General features: G+C 48.9%; 20 protein-coding genes. All 20 read left to right on the plus strand.

What is annotated here, in order from left to right; genetic code table 11:
- Positions 1-263 precede the first annotated feature (263 nt).
- The 20 genes from MHH76_RS08895 (at position 264) to trmD (ending at position 19,592) form a co-directional block, all read left to right on the plus strand.
- Entirely contained in the window at positions 264-626 is a 363-nt protein-coding gene (locus MHH76_RS08895; RefSeq protein ID WP_025811377.1) for an Asp23/Gls24 family envelope stress response protein, read from the plus strand.
- A 17-nt stretch (positions 627-643) separates the two neighbouring features.
- Positions 644-2,317, plus strand: a complete 1,674-nt coding sequence (locus tag MHH76_RS08900) for a DAK2 domain-containing protein (RefSeq protein WP_025811378.1) — start codon at positions 644-646, stop codon at positions 2,315-2,317.
- A 179-nt stretch (positions 2,318-2,496) separates the two neighbouring features.
- Positions 2,497-3,159 carry an L-serine ammonia-lyase, iron-sulfur-dependent subunit beta gene (sdaAB, locus tag MHH76_RS08905; RefSeq protein ID WP_020451357.1) on the plus strand — a complete coding sequence of 221 codons (663 nt, stop codon included), beginning with the start codon at positions 2,497-2,499 and terminating at the stop codon, positions 3,157-3,159.
- Between the two features lie 17 nt (positions 3,160-3,176).
- Positions 3,177-4,079, plus strand: a complete 903-nt coding sequence (gene sdaAA / locus MHH76_RS08910) for an L-serine ammonia-lyase, iron-sulfur-dependent, subunit alpha (protein WP_020451358.1) — start codon at positions 3,177-3,179, stop codon at positions 4,077-4,079.
- Entirely contained in the window at positions 4,057-6,105 is a 2,049-nt protein-coding gene (gene recG / locus MHH76_RS08915; protein WP_023857219.1) for an ATP-dependent DNA helicase RecG, read from the plus strand. Before sdaAA ends, recG begins: the two co-directional genes overlap by 23 nt.
- A gap of 117 nt (positions 6,106-6,222) precedes the next feature.
- Positions 6,223-6,789 carry a transcription factor FapR gene (fapR, locus tag MHH76_RS08920; protein WP_020451360.1) on the plus strand — a complete coding sequence of 189 codons (567 nt, stop codon included), beginning with the start codon at positions 6,223-6,225 and terminating at the stop codon, positions 6,787-6,789.
- A 17-nt stretch (positions 6,790-6,806) separates the two neighbouring features.
- Positions 6,807-7,799: a phosphate acyltransferase PlsX gene (gene plsX, locus MHH76_RS08925; RefSeq protein ID WP_020451361.1), complete on the plus strand. Its 993-nt coding sequence runs from the start codon at positions 6,807-6,809 to the stop codon at positions 7,797-7,799.
- A gap of 17 nt (positions 7,800-7,816) precedes the next feature.
- Positions 7,817-8,776, plus strand: a complete 960-nt coding sequence (fabD, locus tag MHH76_RS08930) for an ACP S-malonyltransferase (RefSeq protein ID WP_023857218.1) — start codon at positions 7,817-7,819, stop codon at positions 8,774-8,776.
- On the plus strand, positions 8,763-9,506 hold the full coding sequence (gene fabG / locus MHH76_RS08935) for a 3-oxoacyl-[acyl-carrier-protein] reductase (protein ID WP_023857217.1): 744 nt from the start codon (positions 8,763-8,765) through the stop codon (positions 9,504-9,506). Before fabD ends, fabG begins: the two co-directional genes overlap by 14 nt.
- A gap of 76 nt (positions 9,507-9,582) precedes the next feature.
- Positions 9,583-9,816: an acyl carrier protein gene (gene acpP / locus MHH76_RS08940; RefSeq protein ID WP_003181706.1), complete on the plus strand. Its 234-nt coding sequence runs from the start codon at positions 9,583-9,585 to the stop codon at positions 9,814-9,816.
- A 144-nt stretch (positions 9,817-9,960) separates the two neighbouring features.
- On the plus strand, positions 9,961-10,710 hold the full coding sequence (gene rnc, locus MHH76_RS08945; protein WP_023857216.1) for a ribonuclease III: 750 nt from the start codon (positions 9,961-9,963) through the stop codon (positions 10,708-10,710).
- Positions 10,711-10,809: 99 nt separating this feature from the next.
- Positions 10,810-14,370 carry a chromosome segregation protein SMC gene (smc, locus tag MHH76_RS08950; RefSeq protein WP_023857215.1) on the plus strand — a complete coding sequence of 1,187 codons (3,561 nt, stop codon included), beginning with the start codon at positions 10,810-10,812 and terminating at the stop codon, positions 14,368-14,370.
- Positions 14,371-14,386: 16 nt separating this feature from the next.
- Entirely contained in the window at positions 14,387-15,373 is a 987-nt protein-coding gene (ftsY, locus tag MHH76_RS08955; protein ID WP_020451366.1) for a signal recognition particle-docking protein FtsY, read from the plus strand.
- Positions 15,374-15,506: 133 nt separating this feature from the next.
- Entirely contained in the window at positions 15,507-15,830 is a 324-nt protein-coding gene (locus tag MHH76_RS08960; RefSeq protein WP_020451367.1) for a putative DNA-binding protein, read from the plus strand.
- A 15-nt stretch (positions 15,831-15,845) separates the two neighbouring features.
- Entirely contained in the window at positions 15,846-17,186 is a 1,341-nt protein-coding gene (gene ffh / locus MHH76_RS08965; RefSeq protein ID WP_020451368.1) for a signal recognition particle protein, read from the plus strand.
- Between the two features lie 107 nt (positions 17,187-17,293).
- Positions 17,294-17,566, plus strand: coding sequence for a 30S ribosomal protein S16 (gene rpsP, locus MHH76_RS08970; protein WP_006638197.1), 273 nt, complete (start codon positions 17,294-17,296; stop codon positions 17,564-17,566).
- On the plus strand, positions 17,566-17,811 hold the full coding sequence (locus MHH76_RS08975; RefSeq protein WP_023857213.1) for a KH domain-containing protein: 246 nt from the start codon (positions 17,566-17,568) through the stop codon (positions 17,809-17,811). Before rpsP ends, MHH76_RS08975 begins: the two co-directional genes overlap by 1 nt.
- Before the next feature lie 137 nt (positions 17,812-17,948).
- Complete coding sequence (locus MHH76_RS08980) at positions 17,949-18,335, plus strand: YlqD family protein (RefSeq protein WP_020451370.1); 387 nt, start codon at positions 17,949-17,951, stop codon at positions 18,333-18,335.
- 4 nt (positions 18,336-18,339) lie between these two features.
- Complete coding sequence (rimM, locus tag MHH76_RS08985) at positions 18,340-18,864, plus strand: ribosome maturation factor RimM (RefSeq protein ID WP_020451371.1); 525 nt, start codon at positions 18,340-18,342, stop codon at positions 18,862-18,864.
- Positions 18,861-19,592, plus strand: coding sequence for a tRNA (guanosine(37)-N1)-methyltransferase TrmD (trmD, locus tag MHH76_RS08990; RefSeq protein WP_020451372.1), 732 nt, complete (start codon positions 18,861-18,863; stop codon positions 19,590-19,592). Before rimM ends, trmD begins: the two co-directional genes overlap by 4 nt.
- Positions 19,593-19,688 lie beyond the last annotated feature (96 nt).

Genomic DNA, 19,688 nt, shown 5'->3' on the forward strand with positions numbered 1-19,688 from the left:
AAAAACATCATCATTCATTATCAGTTGATCACCTGTGATGCTTCAGATACTTTAATAATTTACCACAGCTGAAAACCGTTTGCAACTATTGATTGCTCTGCTTTCAAGAAAAATCCCTTGACATCTTGAAAAAATGAACGCGCTGTAGTATAAGTAGGGTTAGGTTTGGAGAGAAGCCTGCCTGTTCTTTTAAAAAGAAGGTCCTTATAGTAGAATGATGTTAACCAGAGGTCAGAAGCGAGACTCGAAAAGGAGGAACCAACGTGTCCATTGAATTCCGAACAAAATACGGACAGATTGATATATCAAACGAAGTGGTCGCCATGGTTGCGGGAGGCGCAGCGATCGACTGCTACGGGATCGTAGGTATGGCATCCAAGAACCAAATTAAAGACGGACTGACTGAAATCCTCAGAAAAGAAAACTTTGCAAGAGGCGTCATCGTCCGCCAGGAAGAAGATCGTATTCATATTGACATGTACATCATTGTCAGCTACGGAACAAAAATTTCAGAAGTGGCACATAATGTTCAAACAAAAGTCAAATATACGCTCGACCATACAGTGGGTCTTGCAGTGAATTCCGTAAATATTTACGTTCAAGGAGTACGAGTGACGAACCCGTAGTTAGGAGGAAAACAAGAGTGTCTATACGAAATCTGGATGGAAAAGCTTTTGCAGAAATGGTTCTGTACGGCGCACGCCATCTGTCTCAAAACGCAAATGTAGTTGATGCGTTAAATGTATTTCCGGTTCCGGACGGAGATACAGGAACGAACATGAATCTGTCGATGACATCCGGTGCAAAAGAAGTGGAGCAGATCGATGCCGCCAATATCGGCAAAGTGGCACAAAGCCTGTCAAGAGGGCTTCTGATGGGAGCGCGGGGAAACTCGGGCGTCATTTTATCCCAGCTGTTCAGAGGCTTTGGCAAATCGATTGAACAGAAATCGGAAATTAACGCGAAAGAATTTGCCGCCGCGTTCCAGGCCGGAGTGGACACTGCCTACAAGGCCGTCATGAAGCCTGTCGAAGGTACGATCTTGACGGTTGCCAAAGATGCGGCAAAAAAAGCAGTGCTCACCGCTCAAACTGAAACCGATATCATCAAGGTGATGGAAGCCGTCGTGAATGAAGCGGAGGCTTCATTGGAGCGGACGCCTGAGCTGCTTCCGGTTTTAAAGGAAGTCGGTGTCGTCGACAGCGGCGGAAAAGGGCTTCTTTACGTGTATGAAGGGTTTCTCGCTTCTTTAAAGGGAGAAAAGCTTTCTGAAAAAGCGGCCGCTCTTCCGTCATTGGATGATCTTGTCAGCGCGGAGCACCATAAAAACGCTCAAAGCCACATGAATACAGAAGACATCGAATTCGGCTATTGCACGGAATTTATGGTAAAGCTCGACAGCGGTAAAAGAAACTTTAATGAAGATGCGTTCCGCCAGGATTTAAGCGGCTTCGGTGATTCACTGCTCGTCGTCTCAGACGAAAATATCGCCAAGGTGCACATCCACGCCGAATATCCGGGGGAAGTCATGACTTATGCGCAAAAATACGGCAGCTTAATCAACATGAAAATCGAAAACATGAGAGAGCAGCACAGCGCGATTCTCAATCAGAACAAACAGGAGGCAGCTGCCCCGGCAGAAAAAGCGCCGGCTGAAAAGCAGCCGTACGGCGTCGTCACAGTGGCCATGGGAGAAGGAATCGCCGAACTTTTCGAAAGCATCGGCGCCACAAAGGTCATCGAAGGCGGTCAGACGATGAATCCGAGCACGGAAGACATCGTTCAGGCGATAAAAGACGCCAACGCGGACACGGTCGTGATTCTGCCGAATAATTCAAACATTGTCATGGCGGCGAACCAGGCCGCGGATGTTGCCGGACAACATGTGATTGTCATCCCGACGAAGACCGTTCCTCAAGGAATGGCCGCGCTCCTCGCATTCAACCCGGCCCTTGGAGCGGACGAGAATCAAGCCGCTATGCTCGGTGCGATCGGCGAGGTGAAAAGCGGACAAATCACCTATGCGGTCAGAGACACTAACATTGACGGCATCGATATTAAAAAAGGCGATTTTATGGGCATCTTAAACGGTAAAATCGTTGAGACGGCATCTGACCAGTTAGCAGCAGCGAAAAAGCTGCTCGCAGGCATGATCGATGAAGACAGTGAAATCGTCACTGTGATCAAAGGGGAAGACGCGCCGGAAGAAGAGGCCGAAGAACTCGCAGCCTTTATCAGCGAGACGTACGAAGACGTTGAAGTGGAAGTGCACGACGGAAAACAGCCGCTGTATTCCTACATTCTGGCTGTTGAATAATCGATCAAAGGCAGAAGGGCATGATGATAAAAGCCCTTCTCTTCTTTTGGCTTTTTTTAAAGCATCAGCCCGCTCGGACGTTGTCTGCTTGCCAATTGGGGAATGATCGATTAGTCTAAAAAAAACGGCTTTTTTTCCTCCGTACAGCGGGGGAATCTGTGTGTAAAAGGGGGATAAGGATGAAGTACAGAAGTGTGTTTGATATTATCGGGCCCGTCATGATCGGTCCGTCAAGTTCTCATACGGCCGGCGCGGCCAGAATCGGCAGAGTCGCCAGAAGCGTGTTTGGGAGGGAGCCGAAACAAATCGTTGTGTCATTGTACGGTTCTTTTGCCGAGACGTATAAAGGACATGGAACAGATGTTGCGATCATCGGCGGCCTTTTGGATTTTGATACATTTGATGAAAGAATCAAAGATTCGATCCGCCTAGCTGAAGAAAAGGGAATCGCCATCGAGTTCCGGGAAGAAGAAGCGGTTCCAACGCATCCCAATACAGCCCGCATCCTCATCTCTGATGATGAAGGCTCCCTTGAACTCGCAGGCATCTCAATCGGCGGGGGGAAAATCGAAATCATTGAGCTGAACGGCTTTGAGCTCAGATTGTCGGGAAATCACCCTGCTATTTTAGTCGTCCATAACGACCGCTACGGAACGATTGCAGGCGTAGCCAATGTGCTTGCAAAGTTCGCAATCAACATCGGCCATATGGAAGTGGCCCGCAAAGACGTCGGCCAGGAAGCGCTCATGACGATTGAGGTCGATCAAACGATCGATCCGGCTGTTTTTGAAGAATTGAGAGCGCTGCCGAACATCATTGAGGTGACCCAGATCGCTGACTAAAAGGAGGGTGAGACGATATGTTTCGAAATGTAAAAGAATTAATTCAGCTGACAAAAGAAAAGAACGTGTCCATCTCTGAAATCATGATCGCGCAGGAGATCGAGGTGTCAGGCCGGACGCGGGAAGAAATATTCGAGCAGATGGAAGCCAACTTGACCGTGATGGAAGATGCTGTGCAAAAAGGTGTTGAAGGCGTCGTGTCGCACTCCGGATTGACGGGGGGAGACGCCGTTAAGCTTCAAGCTTACCTCAAATCGGGCAAAGGGCTGTCAGGGGATGTCATCCTTGACGCTGTCAGCAAAGCGGTTGCGACAAATGAAGTCAACGCTGCGATGGGAACGATTTGCGCAACGCCGACGGCCGGTTCGGCCGGCGTTGTCCCGGGGACGCTTTTTGCGGTAAAAGAGAAACTTCAGCCGACGAAAGAGCAGATGGTCCGCTTTTTATTTACATCGGGAGCGTTTGGATTCGTCGTTGCCAACAATGCGAGCATTTCGGGAGCCGCGGGAGGCTGTCAGGCTGAAGTCGGCTCGGCCTCGGGCATGGCGGCTGCCGCCATCGTCGAAATGGCGGGCGGAACCCCTGAACAGTGCGCCGAAGCGATGGCCATCGCTTTAAAAAACGTACTCGGTCTAGTCTGCGATCCTGTCGCAGGGCTTGTTGAGGTGCCGTGTGTGAAGCGGAACGCAATGGGCGCAGCCAACGCGATGGTCGCGGCTGATATGGCGCTTGCCGGCATTACAAGCCGCATTCCATGCGATGAAGTGATCGATGCGATGTATAAAATCGGGCAGACGATGCCGACGGCACTGAGGGAAACAGGCCGGGGCGGTCTTGCTGCAACACCGACGGGCAAAGAATTGGAGAAAAAAATATTCGGAGGAGCGTCAGCTGCACGTGGAACACAATCTGCAACTTAGTATATCTGTTATAAAAGGCGTCGGGACGGAAACGGAAAAAACGTTAAATGAGCTCGGAATCTATACGGTTCTTGATCTTTTAAACTACTTCCCGTACCGATATGACGATTATGAATTGCGCGATTTGGAAGAAGTGGCACACGACGAACGAGTGACGGTAGAAGGGAAGGTTCACAGCGAGCCTTCTCTTGCCTATTACGGGAAAAAGCGGAGCCGCCTCACGTTCCGGCTATTGGTCGGAAACTATTTGATCACAGCAGTTTGTTTTAACAGGCCTTATTTGAAAAAAAAGCTTGCGATCGGTTCGATCGTTACCGTAACCGGAAAATGGGACAAGCACAGACAATCCGTGATGGTACAGGAGCTGAAAAACGGGCCGCACCAAGGTGACCAGTCGATTGAGCCCGTTTACTCCGTCAAAGAAAATATCACCGTAAAGACAATGAGGAAATTGATTCAGGAAGCCGTCCGCAGCCATTTGCCGTCTGCCGAAGACCCCCTTCCGGAAAAGCTTAGGACCGCCTATAAACTTCTGTCTTACCAGGAGGCGGTGAAGGCGATGCACAAGCCCGAGTCGAGGGAAGCTTTAAAACATGCGCGGCGCCGCTTTGTATATGAAGAATTTTTACTGTTTCAGCTGAAAATGCAGGCTTTACGGAAGTTCGAGCGGGAGGCGTCCGACGGAATCAGCCACACCTTTAAAACGGAAGACGTCAATTCGTTTGTCAAAAGCCTCCCGTTTCCTTTGACAAACGCGCAGGCGAAAGCGCTCGACGACATATTAAGGGACATGGCTTCAGGGTATAAAATGAATCGGCTTTTACAAGGAGACGTCGGATCAGGCAAAACGGCCGTCGCCGCGATTGCGTTATACGCCTCGCTGCTTTCGGGATTCCAGGGAGCGATGATGGTGCCGACCGAAATACTGGCGGAACAGCACGCCGATTCATTGGTATCCCTCTTTGAGCAGTACGATGTCAATGTTGCGCTTTTAACAAGCTCTGTGAAAGGGAAAAGGAGAAGAGAGCTTTTAGAAAGATTAAAAGAAGGAGAAATTGATATTTTGGTGGGGACGCACGCCCTTATTCAGGACGATGTCCATTTTAAACAGCTCGGTCTCGTGATCACCGATGAACAGCACCGCTTCGGTGTCGAGCAAAGAAAAAAACTGAGAAGCAAAGGGAAAGATCCCGATGTCTTGTTTATGACGGCGACGCCGATTCCAAGGACACTGGCGATTACGGTTTTCGGGGAAATGGATGTGTCCGTCATCGATGAAATGCCGGCTGGGCGAAAGCGGATCGAGACTTATTGGGTGAAGCACGACATGCTCGAACGAATTCTCGCGTTTATCGAAAAAGAACTGAAAAAAGGCAGACAGGCATATGTGATTTGTCCCTTGATCGAAGAATCGGACAAGCTCGACGTTCAAAACGCCATCGATGTGCACAGCATGCTGACACATGCTTTCAGAGGAAGGTGGCAGACCGGTCTCATGCACGGAAAGCTCTCAAATGACGAGAAAGAACAGGTGATGAGGCAGTTCAGCAAAAACGAATGCCAGATTCTCGTTTCCACAACCGTCGTTGAAGTCGGCGTAAACGTTCCGAATGCGACGGTCATGCTGATCTATGATGCCGACCGGTTCGGTCTTTCCCAGCTGCACCAGCTTCGCGGCCGGGTCGGGCGGGGCGACCACCAGTCGTATTGCATCCTGATGGCAGACCCGAAATCTGAAACGGGCAAAGAGCGCATGAGCATCATGTCTGAGACGACCGACGGCTTTGAGCTTTCTGAAAAGGACCTTGAACTCAGAGGACCCGGGGACTTCTTCGGCAAAAAACAGAGCGGGATGCCGGAGTTTAAAGTCGCTGACATGGTTCACGACTACCGCGCGCTGGAAACGGCAAGAAGAGACGCTGCAGAACTTGTCTCTTCAAAGGCGTTCTGGACGGATGCTGAATATGAAAGCCTGCGGGAACACTTGCAAAACAGCGGGGTGATGGAAGGAGAAAAGCTGAGCTGACCTGGAAGTCCTGTGAAAATTTATTGTCGGCGGGTAAAGAAAGATTGCATTCCAATCTATGAAATTATATACTACTATTAGTACCTAGTCATAATTGCGCGGATGGTGTTTAAAAACATGAGAAAAAGTAAGAGAGAACGCCAAGAATTGCTGCAGCAGACGATTCGTACGACCCCGTTTATTACGGACGAGGAGTTAGCGGAGAAATTTAACGTCAGCATTCAGACGATTCGCTTGGACCGTTTGGAACTTTCCATACCTGAACTGAGAGAAAGAATCAAAAGTGTTGCCGAGAAATCTCTTGAAGATGAAGTCAAGTCTCTCCCGCTCGACGAGGTCATTGGCGAGATCATTGATTTGGAGCTGGATGAGCACGCGATTTCCATTCTGGAGATCAGAACGGAGCACGTTTTCAGCCGAAATCAAATCGCCAGGGGACACCATTTGTTTGCCCAGGCCAACTCGCTCGCCGTTGCCCTCATCGACGATGAGCTCGCATTGACGGCCAAAGCGGACATCCGCTTTACCAGGCAGGTCAAGCAAGGCGAACGGGTCGTTGCAAAAGCGAAAGTCGTAAAGCTTGATAAAGATAAAGGCAGAACGGTTGTTGAAGTGAACAGCTATGTTGCCGAAGAGCCTGTGTTTTCAGGCGAATTTGTCATGTATCGTTCAAAACAATCATAGAAGGTGGCGCGTAAGTCATGAAAATTGCTGTAGATGCCATGGGAGGAGACAATGCTCCCAAAGCGGTTATTGAAGGCGTGATGAAAGCGGTCGAAGATTTTGAAGACCTCGAGATTACGCTGATCGGCGACCGGGAAAAAATTGCCGCCCATTTAACGGAGCACGGGCGGATCACTGTCAAGCACGCGGAAGAAGTCATCGAGGCGACAGACGAACCTGTCAGAGCCGTCAGAAGAAAGAAGAATTCATCGATGGTTCTGATGGCCGGAGAAGTCGCCGAAGGCAGGGCGGATGCCTGCATTTCCGCCGGAAACACCGGAGCGCTTATGACGGCCGGGCTCTTTATCGTCGGCCGGATTGAAGGGATTGAAAGGCCTGCGTTGGCGCCGACATTGCCGACTGTCTCCGGAGACGGCTTTCTCCTTCTTGATGTCGGAGCGAATGTGGACGCCAAGCCCGAACATCTCGTTCAATATGCCATTATGGGATCTGTTTACGGAGAACAGGTGCTGGGCGTCAAAAATCCGCGCATCGGACTTTTAAACGTCGGAACCGAAGACAAAAAAGGAAATGAGCTTGCCAAGCAGACCTTTCAAAAATTAAAGGAAACCGATTTGAATTTCATCGGCAATGTGGAAGCGCGCGACATGCTGGACGGAGTCGCTGATGTCATCGTGACAGACGGCTTTACCGGTAACGTTGCCTTGAAAACGGTCGAGGGCGCGGCGCTGTCCATTTTTAAAATGCTGAGAACGACGCTGACTTCGAGCTTCACGGCGAAGCTCGCCGCCTCTGCGCTGAAGCCGAAGCTGAAAGAAATGAAAACGAAGATGGATTACTCTGAATACGGCGGAGCCGGATTGTTCGGCTTAAAGGCGCCCGTCATCAAAGCGCACGGATCATCTGACGGACGGGCCGTTTATCACGCGATCCGCCAGGCCAGAGAGATGGTCAGCCAAAATGTCGCTGAATTTATCGAAGAAAAAATTCAACAAAAAGCTGATGAATAGTCTGGAGGTTTTAACATATGGGCAAGATTGCTTTTCTATTCCCGGGCCAAGGTTCGCAGCATATCGGCATGGGACACGAATTGTATGAAAAAGAACCGAATGCAAAGAAGATTTTTGAAGAAGCGGATCAAACGCTTGAAACAAAACTGAGCACCCTCATGTTTGAAGGGGATGCAAAAGAACTGACACTTACATACAACGCGCAGCCAAGCCTTTTAACAGCGAGTACCGCAGCGCTTCAAAAACTGAAGGAATACGGCATTAAAGCCGACTATGCGGCAGGGCACAGCCTCGGCGAGTACAGCGCATTGGTAGCTGCCGGCGCCTTGTCGTTTAAAGACGCGGTTTATGCCGTCAGAAAGCGCGGCGAATTCATGAATGAAGCCGTGCCCGCAGGTGAAGGCGCGATGGCGGCCATTCTCGGCATGGATAGCCAGGCGCTGAAAGAAGTGACGGACAAAGTTTCCGAAGAAGGAAACCTTGTTCAGCTCGCCAATTTGAACTGCCCCGGGCAGATCGTCATCTCGGGAACAGCTAAAGGCGTCGAGCTCGCTTCAGAGCTTGCCAAAGAAAAGGGCGCAAAACGCGCGATTCCTCTCGAAGTCAGCGGGCCGTTCCATTCCGACCTGATGAAGCCGGCAGCTGATAAGCTTCGTGAAGTTCTTGATGCGTGCAAGATCAGCGATGCAGCCATTCCGGTCGTCTCCAACGTAACAGCCGACTTTGTAACAGATAAAGACGACATTAAGAATAAACTGATTGAACAGCTGTATTCTCCTGTGCGATTTGAAGAAACAATCAGCCGCCTGATTGACGAAGGCGTGACGACGTTCATCGAAATCGGCCCCGGAAAGGTTTTGTCAGGGCTTGTGAAGAAAGTGAACCGCAGAGTCAAAACGATTGCTGTGTCAGACCCGAACACAATTGAACTTGCCGTTCAAACGTTGAAGGAGGAAAACGAAAATGCTGGAAAATAAAACAGCCGTTGTTACAGGAGCCTCAAGAGGGATCGGCCGCGCGATCGCCCTGGACCTGGCGAAAAACGGAGCGAATGTCGTCGTCAACTACGCGGGCAATGAAGCGAAAGCGAACGAAGTCGTAGACGAAATCAAAGCGCTCGGCCGCGATGCGTTTGCTTTTAAAGCGGACGTTTCAAATGCGGATGAGGTTCAGGCGATGATGAAGGAAGCGGTCGGACGCTTCGGCACGCTTGACATCCTTGTCAACAATGCGGGCATTACAAAAGACAATCTGTTCATGAGAATGAAAGAAGATGAATGGGACGACGTCATTAACATAAACTTAAAAGGTGTGTTTAATTGTTCAAAAGCCGTAACAAGACAGATGATGAAACAAAGAAGCGGCCGGATCATCAACATCACCTCGGTTGTAGGCGTCGTCGGTAACGCCGGACAGGCCAACTATGTCGCGGCTAAATCAGGCGTGATCGGCTTGACGAAAACGCTGGCGAAAGAGCTTGCGTCAAGAAATATCACCGTTAATGCAATCGCTCCGGGGTTTATTTCGACGGAAATGACGGACAAGCTGACAAAAGATATTCAAGACGAAATGCTGAAGCAGATTCCGCTTGCACGGTTCGGCGATCCGTCTGACATCAGCAGCGCCGTTGTTTTCCTCGCATCTGACCATGCGAGCTACATGACCGGCCAGACGCTGAACATCAACGGCGGAATGGCTATGGTTTAAACGAAATCAAAAATTGAATTATCTCTGGTTTTTTAAAAACGAATCAACTATAATACTTGAGGGGAGGTGAATAGCTATGGCAGACGCATTAGAGCGTGTAACAAAAATCATCGTAGACCGCCTCGGCGTGGATGAAGCCGACGTCACTCTTGAAGCTTCTTTTAAAGAGGATTTAGGCGCTGATTCCCTTGATGTAGTTGAGCTTGTCATGGAACTTGAAGACGAGTTTGATATGGAGATTTCTGACGAAGATGCTGAAAAGATTGCAACAGTCGGTGACGCTGTGAACTACATAAATAGTAAGCAGTAAGCTCATTTAAAGTCCCGTTTAAAGACGGGGCTTTATCCCTTTATAAATGCGGCTTTAATTTTAATGTTTTGCTGCCCAATGATACACGAACCTGCCTTTTCATAGGAGGTGAGGTGAACTTGATGTGCCCATATGGAGGTTGCTATGTCAAAACATTCACATTTCAGAGACAAAAAAATGTTTCAAAAGAAAGCGGAGCAGTTTAAAAAGTTTCAGGAACGGATTTCGGTTCAATTTCAAAACGAGAAGCTTTTATATCAAGCATTTACACATTCATCTTATGTGAATGAGCATCGAAAGAAGCCATATGAAGATAATGAGAGGCTTGAATTTTTAGGAGACGCCGTTTTGGAACTGACGATTTCTCAATTTTTATACGCCAAATACCCGGCGATGAGCGAGGGTGATTTGACGAAATTGAGAGCGGCGATCGTATGTGAGCCTTCTTTGGTTTCCCTGGCCCATGAGCTTTCTTTCGGAGAGCTTGTTCTATTGGGAAAAGGAGAGGAAATGACTGGAGGAAGAAAGCGTCCGGCGCTTTTAGCCGATGTGTTTGAAGCTTTTATCGGTGCGCTCTATCTGGATCAGGGGCTCGAAGCTGTCGTGGCCTTTCTGAAAGCGTACGTTTTCCCTAAAATCGACGATGGTGCTTTTTCTCATGTGATGGATTTTAAAAGCCAGCTGCAGGAATTTGTACAGCGCGACGGACGAGGTATTCTGGAGTATAAAATCCTTCAGGAAAAAGGACCGGCGCACAACCGCGAATTTGAAGCAAACGTATCGCTAAAAGGAGAAGTACTTGGGGTGGGAAGCGGCCGTTCCAAAAAAGAAGCAGAACAGCATGCCGCTCAAGAAGCGCTCGCGAGGCTGCAAAAACACCATATGAAACAATAAATCCCCCTTGCAAAACTCAGGGGGATTTCAATGTATTTTAAGCCTTTTCGATGGGGTTATGATAGAATTGTAATACTTTAATACATAAGGAGGATCACCATGTTCCTCAAACGTTTAGACGTGATAGGATTTAAATCGTTTGCAGAACGAATTTCTGTAGATTTTGTAAAAGGCGTGACAGCTGTCGTCGGTCCGAACGGCAGCGGAAAAAGCAACATTACCGACGCGATCCGCTGGGTGCTCGGTGAACAGTCCGCCAAATCGCTCAGAGGCGGTAAAATGGAAGACATCATTTTTGCAGGCAGCGATTCGCGGAAAAAGCTGAATCTTGCCGAAGTGACGCTGACGCTTGACAATGACGACCGCTTTTTGCCGATCGATTTTCACGAAGTCAGTGTGACGAGAAGAGTCTACAGATCTGGGGAAAGCGAATTTCTCATCAACAACCAGCCGTGCCGTCTGAAAGATATCATTGATCTTTTTATGGATTCGGGGCTTGGAAAAGAAGCGTTTTCCATCATCAGCCAAGGCAAAGTCGAAGAGATTTTAAGCAGCAAGGCTGAAGAGCGGAGAAGCATCTTTGAAGAAGCGGCCGGCGTATTAAAATACAAAACGAGAAAGAAAAAAGCCGAAAACAAGCTGTTTGAGACACAGGACAATTTGAACCGTGTCGAAGACATCCTCCACGAGCTCGAGGGGCAGGTGGAGCCGCTGAAAGTGCAGGCTTCGATCGCCAAAGACTACCTTGAAAAAAAGGATGAGCTTGAAAAAATCGAAATCGCGTTAACGGCGTATGATATCGAAGAGCTTCACGGAAAATGGGAAGCCCTTCAGCAGAAAGTCGAAAAGGCGAAAGACGAAGAGATGTCTTCGTCTGCGGCCATCCAGGCAAAGGAAGCCAAAATCGAAGAGGCAAGAGACAAAATTCAAGCGCTCGACGAATCGGTCGATGAGCTTCAGCAAGTGCTGCTTTTGACAAGCGAGGAACTGGAGAAGCTTGAAGGCCGGAAAGAAGTGCTGAAGGAACGCAAAAAAAACGCGACGCAAAACAGAGCTCAGCTTGAAGAAGCGCTCGTCCAGCGCAGTGAAAAAGAGCGAAGCCTGAAAGAAAAAATCGCCGCGCAGAAGCTTGTGTTTGAAAAGCTCGAGGCCGAAGCAAAAGAGCTTGCCCGAAAGGTGAAAGAAAAGAATCAGGCTCTATCCGGATACAGCGAAAATGTAGAAGAAGAAATCGAACAGCTGAAAAGCGATTATTTCGAGCTCTTGAACGAACAGGCATCCGTCCGAAACGAGCTTCAATTTCTTGAAGACCAAATGTCCCAATCCGCGGCGCAGCAAAAACGACTCGCGCAAAACAATGAAAAATATTTAAGCGAGCGGAAGGAAATCGCCGACCGAAAGATGAAAACCGAACACGAATTCAGCCTCGTCGACGAGCGCCTTCACAGCCAGATTCAAGCATTCAGGGACGCGCAAAAAAGCTATGAACAGAAAAAAAGCCAGTACGAGAAAAAGGAATCCGCCCTTTACCAAGCTTATCAATACGTTCAGCAGGCGCGCTCCAAAAAGGAAATGCTTGAAGCGATGCAGGAGGACTTCTCAGGGTTTTATCAAGGCGTCAAAGAAGTATTAAAGGCCAAGAGCGAGCTTCCGGGCATTCGCGGTGCGATTGCAGAGCTGTTAAAGACGGACGAGCGGTATGAAACAGCGATTGAAATCGCGCTCGGCGCAACGGCCCAACATGTTGTCACTGACGATGAAGACGCCGCCAGACGGGCGATTCAATATTTGAAAAAGCATTCGTTCGGAAGGGCGACCTTTCTCCCGCTTTCCGTCATCAAAGAGCGCCGCATTCAGTCGCGAGACATCGAAGCGGCGAAAGAAAATCCGTCGTTCATCGGCATCGCCAGCGAGCTTGTTTCGTTTGATCCGGCCTACCGGACCGTCGTGCAAAACCTGCTTGGCACCGTGCTGATCACCGAGCATTTAAAAGGCGCCAACGATCTTGCCAAACGGCTCGGCCACAGATACCGGATCGTCACCCTTGAAGGGGATGTCGTCAATCCGGGCGGTTCAATGACGGGAGGAGCCGTTAAGAAAAAAAGCAGCTCGCTTCTGGGACGCAACAGGGAGCTGGAAGCCCAGACAAAACGTCTCGCCGAGATGGAAGAGAAAACCGAATTGCTCGAAAAAGAAGTGAAAGCCCTGAAGCAGACGATGCAAGAGCTTGATGCCAAACTTCAGTCACTCCGCGAGGACGGGGAAGGCTTAAGAACCGAGCAACAGGAAATCAAAGGGCGTCTGTACGAACTCGAAATCGCCGAGAAAAACGTCAACAGCCATTTGGAGCTCTACGACCAGGAAAAATCGGCTCTGCTCGAAGGGGACGAAGACAAGAAACGGCGTAAAAAAGAGCTTGAAGAAAAGCTCACATCGATCGCCGGCGGGCTGAAGCGCCTCGATTCCGAAATCGAAGCCATGACGGAGCGGAAACAGACACAGACCTCGACGAAAGAAGCGCTGCAAAGCGAGCTGACCGATTTGAAAGTGGTGCTGGCGAAAACCGAACAGTCGTGTGCGAATGAACGGGAAAAGCTCGCAAGGCTTGAAGAAGAGTATGCCGAGAATGCGGAAGCGCTCAAAATTGCCGAAGAGGATCTCTCTTTCTTGACGACAGAAATGTCCTCCAATACTTCCGGGGAGGAAAAACTTGAAGAAGCTGCGAAAAAGAAGCTGAACGACAAAAATAAAACCGCAGAGCTTATCGCATCAAGAAGAGAGCAGCGGATGAAACTGCAAAAAGGCCTTGAAACCGAAGAGCTGGAACTGAAAGAAATGAAGCGCCAGTATAAGCAGATGGCAGGCCTCTTAAAAGACGAAGAAGTCAAGCTCGGCCGCATGGAAGTCGAACTCGACAACCTGCTCTCTTTCCTGCGGGAAGAGTATGGACTTTCATTTGAAGGGGCGAGGGAAAAATATCCTTTGGAGCTTTCCCCTGAAGAGGCGAGGAAGCGCGTCAAGCTGATCAAGCTTGCAATCGAAGAGCTGGGAACGGTGAACCTCGGCAGCATTGAGGAATTCGAAAGGGTCAATGAACGCTACCTCTTCCTCTCGGAACAGAAAGACGACCTGCTCGAAGCGAAAAATACGCTCTTTAAGGTTATCGAGGAAATGGATGAGGAAATGACGAAGCGTTTTGCGGAAACATTTGCACAGATCAGTTCTCATTTCGAAGACGTCTTCCGGGCGCTGTTCGGCGGCGGAAGAGCCGAACTCAAGCTGACAGATCCGAATGACCTGCTCCAATCGGGCGTCGATATTATCGCTCAGCCTCCGGGCAAAAAGCTGCAGAACCTGAGCCTGCTTTCCGGCGGGGAACGGGCCTTGACGGCGATCGCGCTCCTGTTTTCGATCCTCAAAGTCAGACCGGTTCCGTTCTGCGTGCTGGATGAAGTCGAGGCGGCGCTTGACGAAGCGAACGTGTTCCGCTTTGCCCAATACTTGAAAAAATACAGCCATGAAACCCAGTTTATCGTCATCACCCACCGAAAAGGAACGATGGAAGAAGCCGATGTTCTTTACGGCGTGACGATGCAGGAATCAGGCGTTTCCAAGCTGGTCTCAGTCAAGCTTGAAGAAACAAAAGAACTAGTTCAATAAAGCGAGGTTACAGGACATGAGCTTTTTTAAAAAACTGAAAGAAAAAATCACACAGCAGACCGATTCGGTTTCAGGCAAATTTAAAGAAGGCCTGGCGAAAACGAGAAATACGTTTCAGGAGCGGGTCAATGAGCTTGTCTCCCGCTACCGGAAAGTGGACGAGGATTTTTTTGAAGAGCTTGAAGAGGTTCTGATCAGCGCTGATGTCGGCGTTTCAACGGTGATGGAGCTGATTGACGAACTGAAAAGCGAGGTCAAACGAAGAAATATTCAGGACCCGAAAGAGGTTCAGTCCGTCATTTCTGAAAAGCTCGTCGAAATCTATGAAGGCGGGGAGCAGGAAGCAGCAGAGCTCCGCGTCGAAGACGGCCGCTTAAACATCATTTTATTCGTCGGCGTAAACGGCGTCGGCAAAACGACGACGATCGGCAAGCTTGCCCATCAATTCATCAAAGAAGGCAAAAATGTCGTCCTTGCTGCCGGAGATACATTCAGAGCCGGCGCGATCGATCAGCTTGAAGTGTGGGGAGAGCGCGTCGGCGCGCATGTCGTCAAACAGGCTGAAGGCTCGGACCCTGCGGCCGTTATCTATGACGCCGTTCAAGCCGCGAAAGCGCGCGGCGCCGATGTTCTGCTTTGCGACACGGCAGGACGTCTCCAAAATAAAGTGAACTTAATGAAAGAACTCGAAAAGGTAAAGCGCGTGATTCAGCGCGAAGTGCCTGATGCACCTCATGAAGTGCTGCTCGTACTGGATGCGACGACAGGACAGAACGCGATGACACAGGCGCGCGAATTTTCCAAAGCGACTGATGTCTCCGGCATCGTGCTGACGAAGCTGGACGGAACGGCAAAAGGCGGCATCGTCCTCGCCATCCGCCACGAGCTCCAGATTCCGGTCAAGTTTGTCGGACTGGGAGAAAAAATGGATGACCTGCAGCCGTTTGAAGCAGAGTCATATGTATACGGCCTGTTTTCCGATCTGATCGAGAAAGAAGAGTAGGCGCGGAAAACCCCTTCGCCGGGGTTTTCTTTTTCGCCGTCATGTATGACAAGATAAAAACTTGACAGATCAAATATTTCAGCGTAAACTAATGTATCGTAAAGGGATTTGACTTAACAAAGGGGAGAGTCTCATGACGCTTGAAAAAACAACGAGAATGAATTACCTATTCGATTTCTATCAGTCGTTGTTGACATCAAAACAAAAAAGCTACATGTCGCTTTACTACTTAGACGATTTCTCCCTTGGCGAAATAGCTGAAGAATATCATGTCTCAAGGCAAGCGGTCTATGACAATATCAAGCGGACCGAAGCCATGCTTGAGCAATATGAAGAAAAGCTACTTTTGTTTAAAAAATTTCAAGAGCGCAATAAGATTTTTGAAGAGCTGAGAAAGCTGACTGACGGTCAGCCCGAAGCGGAATCCCTGATCGACGCGCTTGAGAAATTAGATTAGGAGGCGGCACTTAATATGGCATTCGAAGGATTAGCCGACCGACTGCAGCAAACGATCTCAAAAATCCGCGGAAAAGGAAAAGTAACGGAGCAAGACGTCAAAGACATGATGCGCGAAGTCCGTTTAGCGCTCCTTGAAGCGGACGTCAATTTTAAAGTCGTGAAAGATTTTGTGAAAAAGGTAAGCGAACGAGCTGTCGGACAAGACGTCATGAAAAGCCTGACGCCCGGACAGCAGGTCATTAAAGTGGTAAAAGAAGAACTGACGGAGCTGATGGGCGGCGAGGAAAGCAAGATTGCCGCTGCAAAGCGTCCGCCGACCGTCATCATGATGGTCGGTCTGCAAGGGGCCGGTAAAACGACGTCGACCGGAAAGCTCGCCAACCTGCTTCGCAAAAAACATAACCGCAATCCGCTGCTCGTGGCAGCAGACATCTACCGCCCGGCGGCGATCAAACAGCTGGAAACGCTCGGCAAACAGCTCGATATGCCGGTATTTTCACTGGGTGACAAGGTCAGTCCGGTTGAGATTGCCAAGCAGGCCATCGAAAAGGCGAAAGAAGATCATCATGACTACGTTCTCATCGATACGGCGGGACGCCTTCACATTGATGAAGACCTGATGGATGAGCTTGAGCAGGTAAAAGAAACAGCTCAGCCGGAAGAGATTTTCCTTGTCGTTGATTCCATGACGGGTCAAGATGCGGTAAATGTTGCCAAAAGCTTCAACGAACAGCTCGGTGTGACGGGTGTCATTCTGACGAAGCTTGACGGTGATACAAGAGGCGGGGCGGCCTTGTCGATCCGCGCCGTGACCAACACGCCGATCAAATTTGCCGGAATGGGCGAAAAGCTTGATGCGCTGGAGCCGTTTCATCCCGAACGGATGGCCTCGCGAATTCTCGGAATGGGCGATGTGCTCACCCTTATCGAGAAAGCCCAGGCCAACGTAGACGAAGAAAAGGCGAAAGAACTCGAGCAAAAAATGAAAAATATGAGCTTTACGCTCGACGACTTTTTGGAACAGCTCGGACAGGTCCGCAATATGGGGCCGCTTGAAGATCTGATTCAAATGATGCCCGGCGCAGGCAAAATGAAAGGCTTAAAAAACGTTAAAGTTGATGAAAAACAGCTCAGCCATATCGAAGCCATCATCAAGTCGATGACCGGGAAGGAAAAAGAGCAGCCTGAGATCATCAATGCAAGCAGGCGCAAACGGATTGCGAAAGGAAGCGGGACATCCGTACAGGAAGTCAACCGTCTTTTAAAGCAATTTGAAGAAATGAAAAAAATGATGAAACAGATGACAAACATGACAAAAGGCAAGAAAAAAGGGTTTAAACTGCCCTTCATGTAAACCTGTTTTCAGATGATAAAAACGTTGTTAAGAAAAAACACTTTACAAACACTTTTATCATTGTTAATATACTATCTTGTTGAAATATTTTCGGAGGTGCTAGTAAAATGGCAGTAAAAATTCGTTTAAAACGTATGGGAGCAAAAAAATCTCCTTTCTATCGTATTGTTGTAGCAGATTCTCGTTCACCGCGTGACGGCCGTTTCATCGAAACAGTCGGAACTTACAACCCGGTTGCAAAACCAGCGGAAGTCAAAATTGACGAAGAGCTTGCGCTTAAATGGCTTCAAACAGGAGCTAAACCGTCTGACACGGTTCGCAACCTGTTCTCTAAAGAAGGCATTATGGAAAAATTCCACAACGCTAAACAAAGCAAATAATGAGTGATCTGCACTTGGAAGAGCTGATTGTATCACTGGTCAAACCGCTTGTGGATCATCCGGATGACGTTCAGGTTTTCAGAGAGGAAAATCCAGAGCGGACGATGTTCCGCTTGTCTGTCAACAGAGAGGATACCGGCAAGATCATCGGCAAAAAAGGGCGCACTGCAAGGGCGATACGCTCTGTCGTATTTGCGGCAGGCGCACAGTCTTCTAAGAAAGTTCAACTTGAGATCGCAGACTAAGGGGAGAGGGTGAAAACCTCCCCCTTTTTTAACATGTAAGAAAAATAGAAACAGATGAACGATTCCGATTGTCAGCTTATGCCAGGCTGCCGGATTTCAGGGAAAGGAAAAATCACGGGACAGTAGGTGATGATGCCATGCAAATTATCCAACGTGTTACCGTTATGCAGGTTTTGACTGAAAACAGCAAAAAAAAGCTGCTGGCTTCTTTTGAAGAACGAAAGGAAATCCTTGAGCGCGAATGCAACCAGCTCTATTTTCAGCTCAGGAAGCACGAAAAGGAACACCACAATCCGGCAGCGACTGAATCATTTAAAAAAGAAATTGAAAAACGTCAGGACAAGATTAAAATGATCGTTTTTCAAATCAATCAAATCCATACACTGCCGCTTGGCAGCGAAGTAAAGGAAAAAGAAATCGACGCTTTAATGGACATTGAAGTCGGGGATAATTGGCATGATATGACGACGGGAAAAACAATCGTGATTAAAGACGGGATCGTCATTGAAATTCGTCCGAGGTGAAGAAATGCTGAAACAATGGTTTAATGTAGGGAAAATTGTTAATACTCATGGGGTAAAAGGCGAAGTCCGCGTCATTTCAAGAACCGATTTTCCTGAGGAACGGTACAAGCCCGGAAACGCTCTCTACTTGTTCCGTGAAGGAACAGACGAGCCTGTCAAGGTGACCGTCAGCGCCCACAGGCTTCATAAACAGTTCCACCTTTTGCAGTTTAAAGAGGTTGAAACGCTCACCGAAGCCGAAAAATTAAAGAATGCCTTGATTAAAGTTCCCGAAGACCAATTAAGCCAGTTGGCGGAAGACGAGTACTACTTTCACGAAATCATCGGCTGCGATGTTTTTTCGGAAGACGGGGATTTAATCGGCAAGGTCAAAGAAATTTTAACGCCGGGCGCCAACGATGTCTGGGTCGTGGCCAGACCGGGAAAGAAAGACGCGCTTATCCCTTATATCGACGCCGTTGTCAAAGAGATTAATGTGGCGGATCAAACGATCAAGATTCATATCATGGAAGGGTTACTTGACGAATGAAAATCGATTTTTTAACGCTTTTTCCGGAAATGTTTGAAGGTGTGCTCGGCTCGTCGATCCTGCAAAAAGCTCAGGATAAGGACGCTGTCCACTTTCGCGTGGTGAACTTTCGGGCCTTTTCCGACAACAAGCATCAAACCGTTGATGATTATCCATACGGCGGGGGAGCAGGAATGGTGCTGAAACCGCAGCCTGTCTTTGATGCGGTCGAAAAGCTGACAGCTGAAGCCGAAGGGTCTCCGAGAATCATCCTCGTCTGCCCCCAAGGGGAACGCTATACCCAACAGAAGGCTGAAGAACTGGCGCAGGAAGAGCATTTAATGTTCATTTGCGGGCATTATGAAGGGTATGATGAGCGGATCAGAGAGCACCTGTCTACAGACGAAATTTCGATCGGAGATTTCGTTTTGACAGGGGGAGAGCTGCCGGCGATGATGATCGCAGACAGTGTTGTGCGGCTTTTGCCGGGCGTGCTCGGCAAGGAAGAATCGCACCTTGAAGACTCTTTCAGCACGGGGCTTCTTGAACACCCTCATTATACGCGGCCGGCAGATTATAAAGGCCTGAAGGTGCCGGACGTTCTGACATCCGGGAACCATGCGAAAATCAAAGAATGGCGGCGGAAGGAGTCTCTCAGGCGCACTTTTTTAAGGCGGCCCGACCTTCTGGAAAACTATCCTTTATCTGAAGAAGAGCGAAAATGGATTTCTGAATGGAAAAACCGGTAGATTCTATTGCACCCGGAAAAAAGGTGTGGTATGATACTACTTGTGACTTGAACGGGAACGCTCGTTTAAGTTTGAAAACGATGTTCCGCTGTGCCG

This window comes from Bacillus sp. FSL L8-0193 (genome assembly GCF_037976065.1).
Taxonomy (GTDB): Bacteria; Bacillota; Bacilli; order Bacillales; family Bacillaceae; genus Bacillus; species Bacillus paralicheniformis.